The 17,243-nt window shown below is 43.0% G+C and carries 16 protein-coding genes; 9 read left to right on the forward strand and 7 right to left on the reverse strand.

From position 1 onward, the window contains the following. Nucleotides 1-183 precede the first annotated feature (183 nt). The 3 genes from AABW11_RS10270 to AABW11_RS10280 are packed head-to-tail and all read left to right on the forward strand — an operon-like array spanning nt 184 to nt 3,984. Nucleotides 184-2,772, forward strand: coding sequence for a SpoIIE family protein phosphatase (locus tag AABW11_RS10270; protein WP_340104994.1), 2,589 nt, complete (start codon nt 184-186; stop codon nt 2,770-2,772). A gap of 30 nt (nt 2,773-2,802) precedes the next feature. Beyond that, entirely contained in the window at nt 2,803-3,288 is a 486-nt protein-coding gene (locus AABW11_RS10275) for a thioredoxin family protein (protein ID WP_340104995.1), read from the forward strand. Nucleotides 3,289-3,318: 30 nt separating this feature from the next. Continuing rightward, the gene (locus tag AABW11_RS10280; RefSeq protein ID WP_340104996.1) at nt 3,319-3,984 is read left to right on the forward strand and encodes a metal-dependent transcriptional regulator; all 666 of its coding nucleotides are present in this window, start codon (nt 3,319-3,321) and stop codon (nt 3,982-3,984) included. 41 nt (nt 3,985-4,025) lie between these two features. Here AABW11_RS10280 and AABW11_RS10285 read toward each other — a convergent pair whose 3' ends face one another. Next, nucleotides 4,026-4,859, reverse strand: a complete 834-nt coding sequence (locus AABW11_RS10285; protein WP_340104997.1) for an SDR family oxidoreductase — start codon at nt 4,857-4,859, stop codon at nt 4,026-4,028. Nucleotides 4,860-5,147: 288 nt separating this feature from the next. Here AABW11_RS10285 and hemG point away from each other — a divergent pair, with 288 nt between their 5' ends. Further along, on the forward strand, nt 5,148-6,497 hold the full coding sequence (hemG, locus tag AABW11_RS10290) for a protoporphyrinogen oxidase (protein ID WP_340104998.1): 1,350 nt from the start codon (nt 5,148-5,150) through the stop codon (nt 6,495-6,497). Here hemG and AABW11_RS10295 read toward each other — a convergent pair. Then, nucleotides 6,494-7,993, reverse strand: coding sequence for a hypothetical protein (locus AABW11_RS10295; RefSeq protein WP_340104999.1), 1,500 nt, complete (start codon nt 7,991-7,993; stop codon nt 6,494-6,496). The genes hemG and AABW11_RS10295 overlap by 4 nt on opposite strands. 66 nt (nt 7,994-8,059) lie before the next feature. On the opposite strand from AABW11_RS10295, the gene AABW11_RS10300 reads away from it, so the two are divergent. Genes AABW11_RS10300 through AABW11_RS10310 form a run of 3 tightly spaced genes read left to right on the forward strand, consistent with a single transcriptional unit; the run spans nt 8,060 to nt 10,365 of the window. Continuing rightward, nucleotides 8,060-8,422: a carboxymuconolactone decarboxylase family protein gene (locus tag AABW11_RS10300; RefSeq protein WP_340105000.1), complete on the forward strand. Its 363-nt coding sequence runs from the start codon at nt 8,060-8,062 to the stop codon at nt 8,420-8,422. Next, nucleotides 8,423-9,565: a BamA/TamA family outer membrane protein gene (locus AABW11_RS10305; RefSeq protein WP_340105001.1), complete on the forward strand. Its 1,143-nt coding sequence runs from the start codon at nt 8,423-8,425 to the stop codon at nt 9,563-9,565. 44 nt (nt 9,566-9,609) lie between these two features. Then, the gene (locus AABW11_RS10310) at nt 9,610-10,365 is read left to right on the forward strand and encodes a uroporphyrinogen-III synthase (protein WP_340105002.1); all 756 of its coding nucleotides are present in this window, start codon (nt 9,610-9,612) and stop codon (nt 10,363-10,365) included. Nucleotides 10,366-10,524: 159 nt separating this feature from the next. Here the strand turns inward: AABW11_RS10310 and AABW11_RS10315 are convergent, their stop codons facing one another. Further along, entirely contained in the window at nt 10,525-12,912 is a 2,388-nt protein-coding gene (locus tag AABW11_RS10315; protein ID WP_340105003.1) for an endonuclease MutS2, read from the reverse strand. A gap of 193 nt (nt 12,913-13,105) precedes the next feature. Here AABW11_RS10315 and AABW11_RS10320 point away from each other — a divergent pair, with 193 nt between their 5' ends. Beyond that, entirely contained in the window at nt 13,106-13,888 is a 783-nt protein-coding gene (locus AABW11_RS10320; RefSeq protein WP_340105004.1) for a PhzF family phenazine biosynthesis protein, read from the forward strand. A gap of 4 nt (nt 13,889-13,892) precedes the next feature. Then, entirely contained in the window at nt 13,893-14,702 is an 810-nt protein-coding gene (locus AABW11_RS10325; protein ID WP_340105005.1) for a sulfite exporter TauE/SafE family protein, read from the forward strand. A gap of 200 nt (nt 14,703-14,902) precedes the next feature. Here the strand turns inward: AABW11_RS10325 and AABW11_RS10330 are convergent, their stop codons facing one another. From AABW11_RS10330 to AABW11_RS10345, 4 genes are all read right to left on the reverse strand, one after another. Beyond that, the gene (locus AABW11_RS10330) at nt 14,903-15,529 is read right to left on the reverse strand and encodes an acyloxyacyl hydrolase (RefSeq protein ID WP_340105006.1); all 627 of its coding nucleotides are present in this window, start codon (nt 15,527-15,529) and stop codon (nt 14,903-14,905) included. Further along, nucleotides 15,529-15,849, reverse strand: coding sequence for a hypothetical protein (locus AABW11_RS10335; RefSeq protein ID WP_340105007.1), 321 nt, complete (start codon nt 15,847-15,849; stop codon nt 15,529-15,531). Before AABW11_RS10335 ends, AABW11_RS10330 begins: the two co-directional genes overlap by 1 nt. A gap of 70 nt (nt 15,850-15,919) precedes the next feature. Beyond that, nucleotides 15,920-16,144: a cold-shock protein gene (locus AABW11_RS10340; RefSeq protein WP_340105008.1), complete on the reverse strand. Its 225-nt coding sequence runs from the start codon at nt 16,142-16,144 to the stop codon at nt 15,920-15,922. A 392-nt stretch (nt 16,145-16,536) separates the two neighbouring features. After that, on the reverse strand, nt 16,537-17,145 hold the full coding sequence (locus tag AABW11_RS10345) for a hypothetical protein (RefSeq protein ID WP_340105009.1): 609 nt from the start codon (nt 17,143-17,145) through the stop codon (nt 16,537-16,539). Nucleotides 17,146-17,243 lie beyond the last annotated feature (98 nt).

The following is a 17,243-nucleotide window of genomic DNA, read 5'->3' on the forward strand; positions in this document are numbered from 1 at the left end:
AATTTAGACTGTGAATAGTATCTGTTTAACGGTAAATTGCGTGAAATTTATACTAAACGGGAAGTAAGAGTGCAACATATTACATGTTATATACGAAACATGACATGCATTTATTTACTCTTTGTGTTGCGCCTCTAAATAGCATTTTTTAAAGTATCGAAACTAACTTAACACCCGCCATACATGTTTGGAACGGATACGGCTAAGCGAGACATGTTATTGATAGCATTGGGTTTGCTTGCAGCCGGTTTCTTTTATTGGTTTTACCCCATTATCCATCCCCTGAATTTGGGCGACAATTCGCTAGGTAATCAGACTGCGTCAAATTTTGTTGATTCAGAAATGAACAGGCTGGGGTTTACCTATGAAGATGGTGCGCAAACCACGTATCGTGTTAACACAGACATTCTGGATTTTGTTCAAACCGAACTCTCTGAACAGGAGGTGGAAGGCTACGATGGCGGTAGTGCTGTCAGGAGTCTTATTCCATCTTTCTATTGGCACTCGCAGCGAAAAATACAGAGAACCGAGTCGCTCGATGAGATTCCGGATACAGAAGAGTCTGATTGGCTTTTGACGGTTCATCTTTCAGAGAGTGGTCAGTTACTGGCAATCAGAAATCCCTTGAATCTTTTTCCGAAAAAAGGATTTGAAGCACCATTTTTTGAAGAGTACATGCCAGAGCTCATACCTCAACTTCAACCTATACGCCCCGACTCATTGTTGTTTGAAGAGCTTCAGTTCCGTTTAACCGTTGGCCAGAACCGGAATTCTGATACGGTGATTGAAGGTGATCCTACCTATCTCGGCCCGGATGCGGCAACTGAGATGGGCTTTTATCATCTTGAACAGTCGGGCTGGCCCTCGGAGTACTTCACGGCCAGCGATCCTGAACCCCAGGTGATCAGGGGAGTGGAGACTGCACGGATTGTGTATAGTGGTGAACTGCCAGAGATATTACCGTCAACAATAGAAGTGACGTTAGACCTGTTGCCAACCGGAACTCTGGTGGCAATGGATTACCAAATGCAGGGAGAGGTAGATGTACTGAACGAATCCGGCCTGAATGTCCGGGTTGGAGTTACGGTTGTTACCATATTTTTACTGGCTATCTGGTTACTCATTCTATTTTTTGTTAGAATCAGGCTTCGGCTGGTCGATATCAAACTATCGGTACTCATCGCTGTACTTGCCGGGTTCTCTTTCCCGCTTATTTTCTTAATGAGGCAGGTCAATAATTTTGCCTACACGTACTCCATGTTTTCCATGGAGCAAATATTTGGCATTTTACTCGCGCTTGGATTTATGGCGGCGAGCAGCTCTATCGTGTTTTTTATAACAACCGCTATCGGGGATTCACTAACACGCGAAAAGTGGATCGAAAAATTGAAAACGTTCGACCTGGTCCGCCTGGCCATGTTTTACAACCGGCCGGTTGGGCTTCTGATTATCAGGTCGGTGGCGTATGCTTTTATGTTAGCATCGCTCGTATCACTCGTCGTTTTCTTAATCCCAAACAGCTATATATCAGTCACAGAAACATTCAGATCTGACGCAACGATACTGCCATCTCTTGAGGTCATCATCTCAAGTACGCTTTTTTACCTGGTACTGGTACAAATTGTCCTGTTAATCTGCATCGGAAAACTGAGCGGCCGTACAAAACGACCGATATGGATTATCTCACTCAGTGCGGTGCTATTTCTGCTGCTAAATTATATGCCGGTCAATTTCGGGCCATGGTCAACAGATATGATTGCCGTAGGAGTAGTAGGGGTCGCTGCCGGTCTCATTTACATTAAAGAAGATTTCTTAACGGTATTTTTGTCACTCACGCTAATGGGCATTCACCTGCTAAGCGCCACAGGATGGGTGATGGATGCCTCTCCCGATGTATCTGTTTTTTATGTTAGTCTGCTGTTAACAATAGTGTTGGTTTTACTTGGAGCATTTGGTTTTTACAACGGTGATCCGGTGGATGAACTTCCTGAGTATGTGCCTGATTACATCAATGAATTAAAGAAAGATGAGCGTATTAAGCAGGAACTTCAAATTGCCCGCGCGGTTCAGCAGTCATTTCTGCCAGGTAAAATGCCAAACAGTAACGGATTCGAAATAGCGGCCATCTGTACCCCCGCTCATGAAACGGGAGGCGATTATTATGATTTTATTGAGATGAACGAGAATCAGCTTGCCGTTACGATTGGTGATGTGAGCGGAAAAGGAATAGAGGCCGCATTCTATATGACATTCACCAAAGGAGTACTGCATGCGCTGAGCGATGATATATCATCCACGTCGGAAATGCTGATCCGTATTAACAATCTATTTCTCAAGAATGCCAAGAAAGGGACATTTATCTCTCTGATATTCGGCATAATAGACTTTAAAAACAGTACGTTTCGTTTTTCAAGGGGCGGACATAACCCATTGCTTCTCTTTAATGCCGATAGCGGAAAAATTAAAGAATACAGACCGTCTGGTATTGGTCTGGGTATGGCAAATGAAGAGCTTTTTAGGCATCATATCAAAGAGTCCTCCATTCAGTTGAAAAAGGGCGATATTTTAGTGTTGTTTACCGATGGCGTTGTGGAAGCCACAGACGCACGAGGGCGATTTTATGGTGATAATCGATTGAAAAGTATTCTCAGGCGATCATCAAAGTTATCTGCCGATAAAATTATACATGCCTTGTCGGAGGATTTGTTGAAATTTGGAGAAGGGTCGGAGCCTCACGATGACATGACCACGATTGTCATAAAGAAGACATAAATAAATTAATAAGAATTGTATCTTGTAATTATGAAAATATTTAGAATAATTTCTCTTTCTATTGCGATTTTGTTTGGCGTTACTTCGTTAAGTTTCGCCCAGAGCCTGAATCCAACAGAGCTTGACAGCGCACTCGAATCAGCAAAAAAGAACGATAAAAAAGTGCTGATTGACGTTTATGCCGAGTGGTGTCCGTATTGTGAAAAAATGCATACCGAAGTCTACACCCAATCCGATATTATCGAAGCCGTAAACGATCATTTCTACCTGGTTAAAATCAATATTGAATCGCAAAACGAAGTTAACTACCTCGGTAACAGGATGGCGGAAAGCGAGTTTGCAAAAATGCTGAACAGCTCTAGCCTTCCTACCACCTTTTTTATGAATGGCGATGGCGATCTACTTGGAATGCAGCCCGGATTGCTGCCGGCGGATGTGTTTGAAGATCTGCTGAATTTCGTTGGCAGTGACGCATTTGAGTCACTTTCATTTGAGGAATACAGAAATCGAGATTAATTCATCCCACTCCAATCCGGGTTTAAAGTTATGAGCAGAAGTCAGTCGGTTGAGGACTATTTAAAAGCAATATATAAACTTGAATCTTCACTTGAGGGGAAGGGTGTTCCAACATCAAAGCTTGCAAAAGAGATGGATGTTGCAAATGCATCCGTTACAAATATGGTCAAACGCCTGTCTGATTTAGGAATGGTGACTTACGAATCTTACTACGGATCCAGACTGACCGATGCCGGCCGAAAAATCGCTCTTGAAATGATTCGCCATCACCGCCTGCTTGAGCTTTACCTGGCTGAAATGCTAGGCTATTCGTGGGATCAGGTTCACGATGAAGCAGAAAAACTGGAGCACCATATTTCGGAACAGTTTGAGGATAAAATTTCTGAACTGTTGAATGATCCGAAGTTTGACCCTCATGGGGATCCGATTCCTACCAAAGAAGGGCTGATGCCGAAAATTGGTCTTCAAGCACTTTCAGACGTTGATGAGAATAAATCCTATGAGGTCAAAAGAGTGAAAAATCAAAGCCCGGAATTGTTGCGTTATCTCGATGATTATGGGCTTACTCCCGGGGCTAAAGTTATCATCAAAAAACGAGAACCGTTCGACGGGCCGTTAGAGCTTGATATTGATGGCAAAAAAATCACGCTCGGATACAAAATAGCTACCGATATTCTCGTTACAGCTGTGGATTAGTCCATGCAGTAAGGCTTGACAAGAATTTTATATGCCCCCGATCAGGCGGTATGATCTAATGGATTTGGGTAAATGAACGAGTAACTAAGCTCTTTCTTAAGCTTTTTGTTACTTATAATTCTATTCTCGGAGTTGCTGGTTTCATCAAAGGTGGGTGGTTCCAAGTCAAAATGTTTTGCAGCCGACTGGTAAAATGTTTTCCGTGGCGGATGGCCATCAGAAACAGCATTGTAAATGCCAGATGAAATATTGTCATCAATAATCTTTTTGATGATCTGTATGCAGTCGTCCTGGTGAATCAGGTTTACCGGTTTTAAGGGTGATGAGAGATTTATTTTCCCGGCAAGATAGCGAACCGGATGTCGATTGTATCCGTACAGCCCTCCGAATCTAAGCACGACAGTTTCAAACTCAGATGCTTCCATTAAGAGTTGCTCCGCTTTCAAAACTGCTGTTCCTGATGGCCTCGCCGTATCTGAGAGATCTGCGTCATCTTCGCTAAACACACCTTCCTTTGCAGGGTAAACTGATGTTGAGCTTGCAAAAATCAGTTTCTTTATGTTATTCTTTCCATTTGAACTTGAGATTTGCTCACATACAGATCGAATTTTATCTGGATATGCTGATTCAACATTCGGGGTGCCACGCCCAGGCGGGATGTTCAAGAAAAGAATGTCGCTATCCCAAAATGATTCATTCTCGGATGAGCCTACAGTTTCAGGAATTGATAATATGTAAGGCTCAATTCCATTCTTTTTTAGTATCTCATACTTTTCTTTTGTAGTAGTGGAACCTTTAACGATATAATCCTGGCGAAGAAGAGTTTGTGCGAGTGGAAAACCAAGCCATCCGCATCCTAAAATTGATACAATCATGTAAATGTCTTTAGATGAATTTGAAGGTATAAACTATCTGATGCAATTGAAAATGGCCGGAGTCTGGCATTAAAATTTTTGTGTTTGATATGTTTCAGAATACTCATCAGAAATAGAATTCATTAAATCTTCTTTGAGCTTTAGTAGTTTTATAATCAGCGTTTAGTATGCCAACAGGAATAGAAAATGTCCGGTAAGTTACAGATGGTTATTTTGTGTTGATGAATATTGAATTGTGAACAATCATTTTGTTATAAAATTGGGTCGTTTCAGAACATTTATCGTTATATGAATAAGAAAAAAATCGCAATCGTTGGTGCTGGAATTACCGGGCTCTGCACTGCCTGGAATGCCGAAAAGCATGGCGCTAATATAGACCTCTTTGATCGGAAGAAGCTCGCCGGTGGTGTGATCAGTACAGAGACTGACGGAGAATGGCGTTATGAGCTGGGGCCAAACACACTTCTTTTGAAAGATCCGGAGATCGAAGCGCTATTAGAAGACTTGAATCTCAGTGAAAGGGTTGAAACTGCTAATAGCGAAGCGTCGAAGAGGTTCATTGTCAAGGACGGAGAACTGAACCAGCTTCCGCAGTCGCTAACTGGTTTTCTGAAAACTCCCTTATTTTCGGGTAAAGCAAAGCTAAGGCTGCTCAAAGAACCCTTCGTATCAACAACAGATTCACAATCTACGGTGGCACATTTTTTTGAAGCCCGTTTTGGGAAAGAGATTCTTGATTACGCTGTAAACCCGTTTATTGCCGGAATTCATGCTGGCAGACCCGATCAACTTTCCATCAAGCATGCATTCCCATCTATCTATAATTTAGAGCAGGAACATGGATCAGTCATGAAAGGGGGAGTTCGAAAGTTGTTCAATCGTAACGGCGGGGAAAAAACGAAGCGCAGACTTATCTCATTTGAAACTGGCCTCCATGAACTACCAGAAAAGCTGACTTCAGGCATCTCAAATACATTTTATGATCACGATCTGGAGCGTGCAGAAAAACAAGCTGACGGCTGGTATTTGCAAACAAACAGAGGTGAATATGGCCCGTATGATGACGTTGTAATTACGATTCCACTCCACAAGTGGGATTCGAAAAAGCTGCCAATCTCGTCAGAACAACTGAAAAAAATTAAGGGCGTTTCTTATCCACCTCTCTCAACGATGGTTCTGGGCTATCGGAAAAAGGACATTGAACATCCGCTGGACGGATTTGGATTTTTGGTTCCGGAAGTTGAAAATCGCTCCATATTAGGGGCACTGTTTACATCCACGCTATTCAAAAACAGAGCACCTGAGGATTACCATCTACTTACAGTTTTTGCCGGGGGCGGACGACAACCAGGCATTGCGGAAATGGAAAGCAGTGATCTTTTGAAACTCGTTCAGGAGGATTTAAAAGACTTAATTGGTGTGAATGGAGAACCTGTGTTTAAAGATCACATATTCTGGCCAAATTCAATACCGCAATACAATACCGGGTACAACGAAATCTATTCAATCTTTGAAGAACTTGAATCGAATAATGTAGGGCTACATTTTGCCGGAAATTTTCGCAGAGGAATTTCTGTGCCGGACTGCATCAAAAATGGATTAACACTAGGTAAGAATCTGGCCAATGCACCAAATTAGTAAGAGCGGGATGAAAAGAGCTCAAGTACATTCTGGAGCACATTTTGCCCGATTTTGGTAAGCCGTTCTCCGCGACCCAGAGCGAGAAACCGAAGCAGAAGCCGCAAATCGTTCAGCAAAAGAGGAGGATTTGTGACAAGTGTTTCGTTTTCTATGACAAAATCCCAGTCAATATCCGTGCTGAACTCAACACCGTCTTTTTCCATCCGCTCTTTGTAGATGTTAGCAATCAGTCCATAGCCGATCGTTGATGGATGTAGCCCGTCAAGGCTGAAAATACCGCCTCGATCAAGCTCCTGACTGTTTTCTTTCAGCCGGAGATAATCCGTTGATAAACGAGGCTGGCCGTGGTTATTAACCATGTAAGATGTGGCCGGATTATTTTTCAGTGCTTTAATAAAAGCCTCAGGAAAAGGCGTGAGCTGTTCAGCCCTGAGCCGTCTCCGTGCTGCTGCAGACACATACCGGCCAACAGGAACCACGTGAAATCCAAATTCATCTGAGAGCTCGTATATAATTTTATTGTACTGATCCACATGCTGATCCAGCGTGATAGCATCTTCTTTGGTCAGATGCGCGTGTTTATCGGGATTGAAATCCTCATCCCAGATCCAAAATCGCGAGTAATAATCAAAATAGCCGGTCCGGGGTTTTGATTTGTCGCTGTTCACGCCCCGGATGGCAGGTGGAATAGTCACGTAAGGAATTGTTGGTACGAACACCCGTTTTGCTCCAATTTTTGATAATTTTTGGTAAAGAATCCTGGTCTCATCCTCAAAATGTTCGGGCCTGAAAACCGTACAGGTTCTCTGGTGGTGAGGAGCATTCAAGTCGTGCTCTTCGGAATAAATGAGCTCAAGATTGGTGACGGCTCCCACAATGTTATTGTGGCCAATGCACGAGATTAAATTTTCAATACCGCCGTCTTTCTGTAGAAGCTTTACATTGTCAATCATCGTATGTTTTCTGCCCTCTTCAGATTGGGCCGGGTTCAAAACCATCCGGGCCGTTGTGTAAAGAGCATTGTCTGGCAGAACACTGAATACCGTATAGCGAGGCTTTTTAGTTTCAATTTGTTTTTTGCAGTACTCTGCATTCATCAGCCATGAATCGCTTATTGAAACTCCCCAGACCCCTTGGTTTTGGTAAGGCAAATCTCGCTCTACGGCGAGCGACTTTTTGCTGCCTTCCCAATATTCCTTAATTCGGCGAAGTGTTTTATAAAGATGGGCACCTGCTTTCAAATATTCATTCCAGGTAATTTTATCTCCAAATTCATCAGACATGCCTCGCACGAGCATCTCAATATTTATTGGAATTCCTGTTTGAGCTGTAAACAGTGGCGTATCAAAGGATGTATCACTCTCAAGAGATCGGGCAAGAATAGCCGGAAAACTCAAATCCGTTCGGTATACTCCGCCATTCTTAAATCCCTGGGCCATGCTGTCGCCGATGGAAACCAGCCGATGTTTATAAAAAGTCCGCCTGCTAAACACGAGATGAATTCATTATCTTTCAAGTCAACGCCACGTAAATGTACAGTCAATTTAATAAGAAATCAGATGTCAGAACCGGAAAACAATCTCCAAAAATTTCGCCAGCAGCGTGAGGAGATGAATGAAAAGATTCTTGATCTGAATCACCTCGGAATAAAACGATTTTTTAACCTCGATTCCAACACCTATAAAGATGGAGCCCTGCCAACTCAAACAAAAGAGCTGCTTGGGCTGGTTGCATCTACGGTTTTGCGATGTAACGACTGCATCGCCTACCACCTGGAACAATGTGCCAAAAGCGGGTCAACGAAAGATGAGATTATCGAATCATTAAACGTAGCACTTGTGGTTGGGGGGAGCATTGTGATTCCCCATCTGCGGCACGCCATTCAGACACTGGAACTGCTTGAAGACGAAGGAACACTCTGAATGAAGACGATTTTTGCTCTTTCAACGATTATCGTTGGATTACTTCTGCCAATTTGCGGTTATTCCCAGCTCATGTCGGATTCAGAAATGAGGGGGGTTAACCATTCATTTTATCCGATTGTCGGGTACTCATCCGATTTGGGATTTTTTGGCGGCGGACTTTTTCAACGGATTGATTATGCAGATGGAATACGGCCGTTTTTATCGAACACAGTTGTTGATGTAACAGGCTCAACAAGAGGAAAGTGGGCCGGAGCGTTCGAATATGAACGGACCCGGATGTTTGGCAGACCACTAAGAACTCGCTCCATACTGGACGTTGTACGCAACCCGATATATAATTATTTCGGAATAGGCAACCGTTCAGAATTTTCAACATCTGAATTTGACGATGGGCTTTATTATTTACTTCAGCGTCGCATAAATGCCCGGTTTGAAATTCGGAAACCGCTGTACCTCATGGATGGAAGAGGTGTGGTTGAAGGAGTTTTTAGGCTGAAAACCTCTTACACGGAAAATGAGGACAGGGGAGCAGACACCAGGTTTGTGGAATTGCCGCCGCCAGGCGCCGATGGCGGCTGGGTCAACACAGTAGGAGCAGGCCTCATTTACGACATCAGAAATAATGAATTTGATCCGAGATCCGGGATCAGGGCAGAATTGGGAGCTGACTTTTCTCCTAAAGTAGCGGGAAATGATTACGGCTATTCATTCTATTTTGCGGAGCTGACATCTTACTTATCAATTGTTGAAAGCACTGTTTTCGCTCAGAAGATTGCTGCAGAACATAGCTATGGAACAGCACCATTCTATGAACTTCCTGTTTTAGGAAATAAAGATGGACTCCGTGGATTTGCCATGAACAGGTTTTTGGGCGAAAGTTCTGTTCTTTACATGGCAGAATTAAGAAGCTGGCTATTTCACTTTTTTGATGATCAGGTTAAGTTTGGCGGACATCTGTTTTTTGATACTGGACGTGTTTTCTCTGATACTGACTCCCCTCGTCTTTTCGATAACTGGAAGCGAACCTATGGTTTTGGCGGAGCAATGTCGGCCTTTAATCCCGATCTGATTTTCAGAGGAGAGTTAGGATTTTCAGAGGAGAGTTACAGGATATATGCGGGTATAGGTTTTGCGTTTTAGAGAACTGCTATTATTGATTGAAAAAGATAAAGTATTCTTGATTTATGAGTAAAGGTAAATTATTGGTGACTGCATCAAATTATACGTGTGGAGACATGAAGTATGTACTTGAAGACAATCCAGATTATTTTTTGCATATACCGCTTGAAGCATATGAGTCCACGACCGAAAAAATGGCTTCCGGAATGCTTAAAAAGAACGTTGACAATTTTGCGTTCGTCATATACGGCAATCTTCGAAATGCTATCTATTTCGAGAAATGGATGTCAAAACATAAGCTTTTGAGCGATTTTCAAAATCTTGTTCATTTTTCGCTTGATCAGCCCACATCTGAATTTCTGGAATCGCATGGCATTCCGGCCATTCAGCCCCGGCAACACGCCAAGCCAATTGATATCCTCGAATTTATGCTCAAGATTTCCAGGGAAGGGAAAACTCTTTATCCCTCGTGTTCGAATAAAGCAGAAGAGATGCCCGGCCTGCTACAGGAACTTGAAATGGACGTGGCTGAATTTCCGGTCTGTGAAGAAATCGGTCTTGATCCAGAGGATGTTGAATCACTTCGGAATAAACTATCGGTTGAAAAGGTATCCGCTGTTCTCTTTCACAATCGTTCTGGCGTTACTCGGACTTTTGCTGCGTTCCAGGATCTGGATGTAAAAAAACTGACGGTCTATTCCGGCAGCGCAGGTGTTACCGAGCATCTGATAGGCAAGGGGATAGAACCTCACTTTGAAGCAGAAGGATCATGGCCCTCGATTGAAGAGCTCATCAAAAGCGAGTTTCTGGAAAATGTGTAGACGTGACCCGAACCTCATCTGCACGCTGCTTCCGCAGGCTGACGAGTGGATGAGGCTCAAATACAGTTTTGTTAATTCCCTTCACCAAACGAACATTCCTCAATTTATGCGACAGATAGATGAGGCAACAGAATTTGATTGTAATGACCGACAGTTAACTCACTTCAATTCTACGAGCGTGCATCCCGGCCCGCCATGCTCCCATGGTGCAAGATTATAGCTTTTAATCTCTTTGCGCTGCTCCAGATGCTCGTGAACAAGTTTCTTTAAAATTCCTTCTCCCTTGCCATGAATAATTTCAACTTGCCGGAGACCACGACTGATGGCTTTATCCAAATAGTGCATGAGTTCTTTTACGGCATCGTCACCCCTGTAGCCGCGGATATCAAGCTTAGGTTTTACTGAGAGGTCAATCTGCTCTGATCCGCCATAACTCCTGGTTTTCTGCTTCTTCTTTTTCTTTGGAGGCGCGGCCACACTAATTTTGTTAATCTTCGATTTTATCTTCATGCCATTCACCAAAATTGTGGCCTGATTTCCTGAAATATCAACCACTTCACCTGATGTTCCGCTTTCACCAACCGTTACAAAATCACCAACTTCTGGTGTTTTTTCCGATGATGAATCCTCCATTCGAATGTCAAGATCGGCTTTTCCTCGCTTTACGGCCTGCTTGGTATCAAGGATATCTTTCCTGGCCTCTTTAATAGTTTCTTTATCTTCCTGGCCGGCAGCAATAATTTTTTCAACGGCAGCTTCTATCCTCTGGTTTGCAGTTTGCATGATGCGTTCTGCTTCCTTGTACGCCTCATCGAGCTTTTTCTTTTTCTCCCGGTCAAACTCTTTCTCTTTCCTGTAGAGCCGTTCCCGGTGTTCATCCGCTTCTTTCTTTAGTTTATCCAGTGACCGACGTTCAGATTTGATATCCTGAATCTGCTTTTCCAGTGACAGAAGGAGGTCCCCCATCTTATTCTTCTGGTTGCCCAGCAGATCCCGGGCGCGTTTCATTACATCCTTATGAAGGTCCATTCGATCAGCTATCTCGAATGCGTAACTGCTGCCGGGAACACCTTTTCTGAAGCGGTACGTTGGGGAGAGGGTGGCCTGATCAAACTCCATTGCACCATTTATGATATTCGGATGCTCATGTGCAAAAACCTTTAGCGAGCCGTGGTGCGTTGTTCCAATAACTCTTGCACCTGCATCAATGAGCTGCTCAATAAACGACTGAAACAGCGCACCGCCTTCATCGGGGTCAGTGCCAGTCCCGGCTTCGTCAATCAAAACGAGTCCGCCTTCAGAAACCAGGTTCAGAGTATGCCTCATCCACTGAAGCCGAGATGAAAATGTACTTAAATCATTTTCAATAGACTGATCATCTCCCACATCAATAAATAGCCCGCTTAAAACAGGAAGTGACGAATCGGTTTGAACAGGAACAGGATAGCCCATTTGATGCATATAGCAGATGAGTCCCACGGTTTTCATAGCAACTGATTTTCCGCCTGCATTCGGTCCGGTAATTATCAATCCGCGTTCATCCTCCTCAAGAGAAAGGTGAAGAGGTACAACATCATCACTGTTTTTTTCAAGCCGGTTTTTCAGAATCAGGTTTGGGTTCCGTGCATTGAGAATTGACAGCCGCCTGTTGGGTGATTGTTGGGGAACGGATCCATCAAGATTAAGCCCCAGCTGCACCCGGCTGTTGAGCGCATCAAAAAATCCAATTGTTTGAATATTATCCCGAAGTTCATTTGAATGCTGCCGAACAGTAGTGGTCAGTTCCCTGAGTATTCGCTCAATCTCTCGTTTCTCTTCTGCTTCAAACTCACGGATATCGTTATTGATCTGCAGTGCGTCAACCGGCTCCACATAAACGGTTTGGCCGGATGAGGATACATCGTGCACGAATCCTTCAACCTTTCGCTTGTATTCAGCTTGTATCGGCAGCACCATTCGCCCGTTCCTTATAGTAGGCCCCTCATCAGAGCTCATACCTTTGTCCCTGGCTTTTTTCATTAGCCGGTTAATCGTTTTTCGCAGATCCGTTTTACGCCGGTTAAGTTTTCTGCGGATTGACTGGAGCTCAGGACTGGCGTCATCGCGCAGAGCGCCTGTATCAGAAATGACCCCCGTTATTGCGTCTTCAAGAGATTTGAGCGGAATAAAGCGCTTAACGTGAGCAGAAAGGGCATCTGCTTCGACGTCATCGTTTTTAAAAAACTGTTTGATCAATCGTGCAAGCCTGGCGTTCTCGTATACTACTGGAAATGCATCAAGCGAAAGCATAGCGCCCTCCACCCGGGCATCGCTCAAAATGTCCCTAACATCTTTAAGCTGTCTCAATGGGTGAACACCTTCTTTCTGTATTATGGACAGCCAGCTGCTGGTAAGGTCGTTGATTTGTTTGGTTCCATCAGCCGTTCCGGCAGGCCGCTCATCTGCCAGCCGTTCCTTGCCATACGGCGTGAAAGTATGTTTAAGTGCTTCTTCCAGTATTAGCGTGAACCCGATCTTTTCGGGTAAATTTGTTGGATGTATTTGCATAGTAGAATTCATTGTCTAAAGATCGGTATCTTAGAGCTTAATTTGAAGCGATTTACAAGGTTTGTTCGTCTGTCAGGATGGTATCTTACATTGTAATATGTATGAGGATCCGGTGAGTTAAGTTGCACCCACAAAATTTGTCTTTGTGTCGTTCAAGTTCCTTTAATTGAAGATTAATTACGATTATTATATCATGCAGATTTTTAAAGTCGACGCATTCACTGACTCTCTTTTTACAGGTAACCCGGCTGCCGTTTTACCGGTTGATGAGTGGCTGAGCGCAGAAACTATGCAGCTGATCGCAATGGAGAATAATTTATCAGAAACGGCTTTTATTTTAAATAATGGTGACGGCTTATTTGATATTCGCTGGTTTACACCCGAAACCGAGGTTGATCTTTGTGGGCACGCCTCGCTTGCGGCAGCACATGTTATCATGACGCACATCAATAAAAACGAAAACACTGTTATATTTAACTCGAAAAGTGGTGAGCTTCGGGTCGAAAAATCAGGCTCTACTTACTGGCTTGATTTTCCCTCCCAGCCACCTAAACCTGTCTCTATGCCTAAACTGCTACCGGAAGCTATAGGCACAATTCCTATCTATGCAGGTTTTAATGTAGATTTGATGGTGCTGGTGGAGAACGAACAGATTATACAAAACATGACACCCAACTTCGACATGATAAGGAATCTCGATGTTCGCGGTGTAATTGTAACGGCTGCATCAGCAAGTGAGTCTGTTGATTTTGTGTCCCGATATTTTGCTCCGGCTGTGGGTGTGCCGGAAGATCCCGTTACAGGTTCAGCACATACGGTCTTAACTCCGTTCTGGAGTAAGAAGCTCGGGAAAAAAAGGCTTGAAGCTCGGCAGATCTCTAAAAGAGGTGGATCCCTCGCTTGTATCAACGAAGGCAATCGTGTAAAAATTGGCGGTTCAGCAGTAACATTTTTAACAGGTACGATTCACGCCTGATACCATGATTTTAGTTGCCGGGCTTATCATAATTGGTGTATTTACAGGAATTGTTGCAGGAATATTCGGTATTGGCGGTGGCGTACTGTTTACCCCTATTCTATTCTTTGTGTTCAACTCGACCGGAATTGAACAACCTGTGGCATGGACAATTGGTACATCTTTGTTTTGTACATTTACAGCCGCTCTTAGCAGCTCCATTCAGCAGGGAAAACAAAAAAATAGTTATCTCAGAGAGGGAGTCTGGGTAGGTCTTTTTGGAGCGATAGGTGTCTATTTCGGAAAACTTATTTCAACATCCAAATACTATACTGAAGAGCTTTTTGTCGCGATCTTTGCATGCCTTCTTCTCGTGGTTTCTTATATGTTCTATAAAAGAGGTCAGTCAAAAAAGCGAAAAGCAACTAATGAAAAACCAGTTGGAGTTAAGAAATCGATTGTAACAGGGCTTGGAGGGGGATTTGTTGCAGCTATTGCCGGCGTTGGCGGGGGAGTGGTGATTGTGCCCGCTTTGAATCTTGGCTACAAAATAGATATCTCAAAAGCAGTGAGTGTATCATCTTTGGCAATCTTGATCATTTCTTTGTCAGGCTGGGTGCAATTTGCAATCGATTCAAATATTGTGGCAGGTGCCACTAAGTATACAGTAGGATTTGTTGATTTTGGAACCGGCCTGCCACTGATTGTTGGTGCATTTGCAGGAGGCTTTCTCGGTGTAAAATCTGCTGAAAAGCTGCCACAGGAAAAGCGCCAGATTATGTTCTCCATTCTTACCGTTATTGTGTCTGCCCTGATGATATATAGCATTATTTGATGGGTTGCTTTGCTCTGAAGCAATGCCTTTGGCATAAAACTGTTCTTTTGTCAAATTCCGGCATTTTCAATTACATTTTAGCCTTGGACTTTTAAAAAAAATCCTTGGTTTTACAAAGCCCCCCTGATGAGGAAATAATCGAAAGAAATGGGGGCTACATCTGCAGGAAAGATAGAAAGCTGAGCAACGTCGGAAATCGGTTACGGTAAAAGAACCGTTATGAAAAACATATGCGAGTCAATGCCGGGATTTTGTTCGCCGGTATTTGCATTCGACATGTGTTGTATGCTGTATCCAATCTGAACTCGGGTTTCCTGAATAAATGGAAGCTCGAGACCAGCCCCTATGTTTAGCAAGTAATTCAGTGATGCACCGCTTACATCGGGAAGTTTCTCGTTTAAAAAAAGCCCGCCGGCTGAGAAAAAAGTAAAGGGAGTTATCTTTTTTGAGGACGTGAGTGGCATCATAATACTCAATGGAATGATACCTATACCGGTCCTGTGGTCTTTTGGTCCGCTCACTCCATTTAGAGGATAATTCAGGCGATGTGTTAAAATTAATTCAGAGCCCAGCCGGGCGTGAAATCTTTTGTAGGATAACCTTGTGTGCCAAACCTGGCCTCTCAAAGAAAATGAACTGCTGTTTTCGATTTTGCCCCATGCCGCAAAACTATCGGGTGAGTAAATAGTCGTTATTCCGATTTTTAAATCGGTGTCAGCAGTAAGCCCGATGGGATCTGTTGCCTTCGAAATCTTTGGAATTGCCAGAATTAAACAAACCAGTAAAACTATTGTTAAAGTTTCTACAGATTTGAGAAAGGAGTGCATCAAAAATTCTTTTTATAAACAATAATGGCTGAAATCCATATAAATGCCCAACCTGCAGCGGTTATATACCACTGTCCGAATAGCAATACAGCAACAGTTAGCGCATAAATCAGGTGGTAAACCCACAATGGAGCTTTTGTAACCTTCTTTTGCGTTATGGACCTGAAATTACCGCTGAGCAGCGAAAATAGCCGGGCAATTATCATCAGAGCCGTATAAATGTAAACAATGTAGGTAAGAACTGTTCGCTCAAACATTACAGCAGAAGCTATAACAATGAGTGCAAACAGATCAACAATGATTTGTTTAGCCCAGTCCATAATTAAGATATGAGAGGACTAACTGTCGAGATGTCCTCTCTTGAATTGTAACATAGGGTCAAATAAATAATTATGCGTTTTCCTGAAGTTCAATTACTTCGCGGGCTTGAAGTCCTTTCTCACCTTCCGCGATTGTAAATTCAACTTTCTGGCCTTCGCCAAGCTTTCGAAATCCATCTGACTGGATCTCAGAATAATGTACAAATACATCTTCTCCGTCTTCGCGGGTTATGAATCCATACCCTTTACCGTTATGAAACCATTTAACTGTTCCAACTTCTCTTACTTCTTCCATTATAAATCCCATCTTAGTTCCCGGTGATAGTTTACAACAGCCTGATTCTTATTTGAATCAAAACCATCGCTATTAAAATAGTTTGTAAAAACCTTTTTAGCAATAATCATTATTAAATTGATTATGGTTTTTCCCTAGGTAATATGCCTAACAGAATTTATTTAGCCATTTCGGGTAAAACAAGGTTTAAACTTGTATGATTTGGAAGCGCTTTTTTAGCCAAATAAAGTAGTTCTGAACGAATATTTGGGTGTTTCATCATAAAAAAAGCCACCCTGACTCTGATGAATTATTTATTCATTGATGCAGAAGTTGAAATTAATTTGAATAAAATAATGAATGAAGGAGATAAGTTCGGGGCCACTGAGAAACAGTAAACCGTCAATAATGTTTTATTCTGACCCTATTTTAACATCTTCAGCCAGCGAGAGGCCTTCAATCCAAATCCACTGTGATGATCGGTTTGCGGGGTGCTGATCTCGTACCGGTGAGATCCATTCGGTCCCAACTCTGTCTTCAATATCAACAATATAGCCTGAGAATGTTACAAGCTGCCCCCGTCGAATGGATAACAGCTTTTCCTGAATATTTTCTGAAGCAGGAATGGTGTGAGCCATCATCAGGTGTTCATGGATGTTGCCTCTTTGATAGGGTGGTTTTGTCATCTGAACATGGTAGGAGCGATCGTCGATTTTTACCAGCATCCGTTTTAACAGCTCCTCATCCGACATACGATTCCATGAGAACAGCAGATCAAGGGGGGATATATGGCTCATATCTTCAAACCAATACCTGTTCCTGGCGATCACCCGAACAGTACCGCTAACTTCAAATTTTGGGGTAATGATGAAATTATCGGTCTCTATCGGGTTAGGGAAGTCAATCATTGCAACATCAGGTTTTGACTCCGCAACGATTCCCGGGCCATATCGAACGGGGCGCTGCTCCCATAAGAGATAGCAAAATATGAGCACAATTATTAAGAAGATATGCTTTAGCATGGTCTTACAGCTTACTCACAGATCGGTTTCTTATTATTACAAACTCTTACATACATACCATTCAACACGAACTTGATCATTTAGGGGTATATATCACT

Source organism: Rhodohalobacter sp. 8-1 (assembly GCF_038150125.1).
Lineage (GTDB): Bacteria > Bacteroidota > Rhodothermia > Balneolales > Balneolaceae > SW132.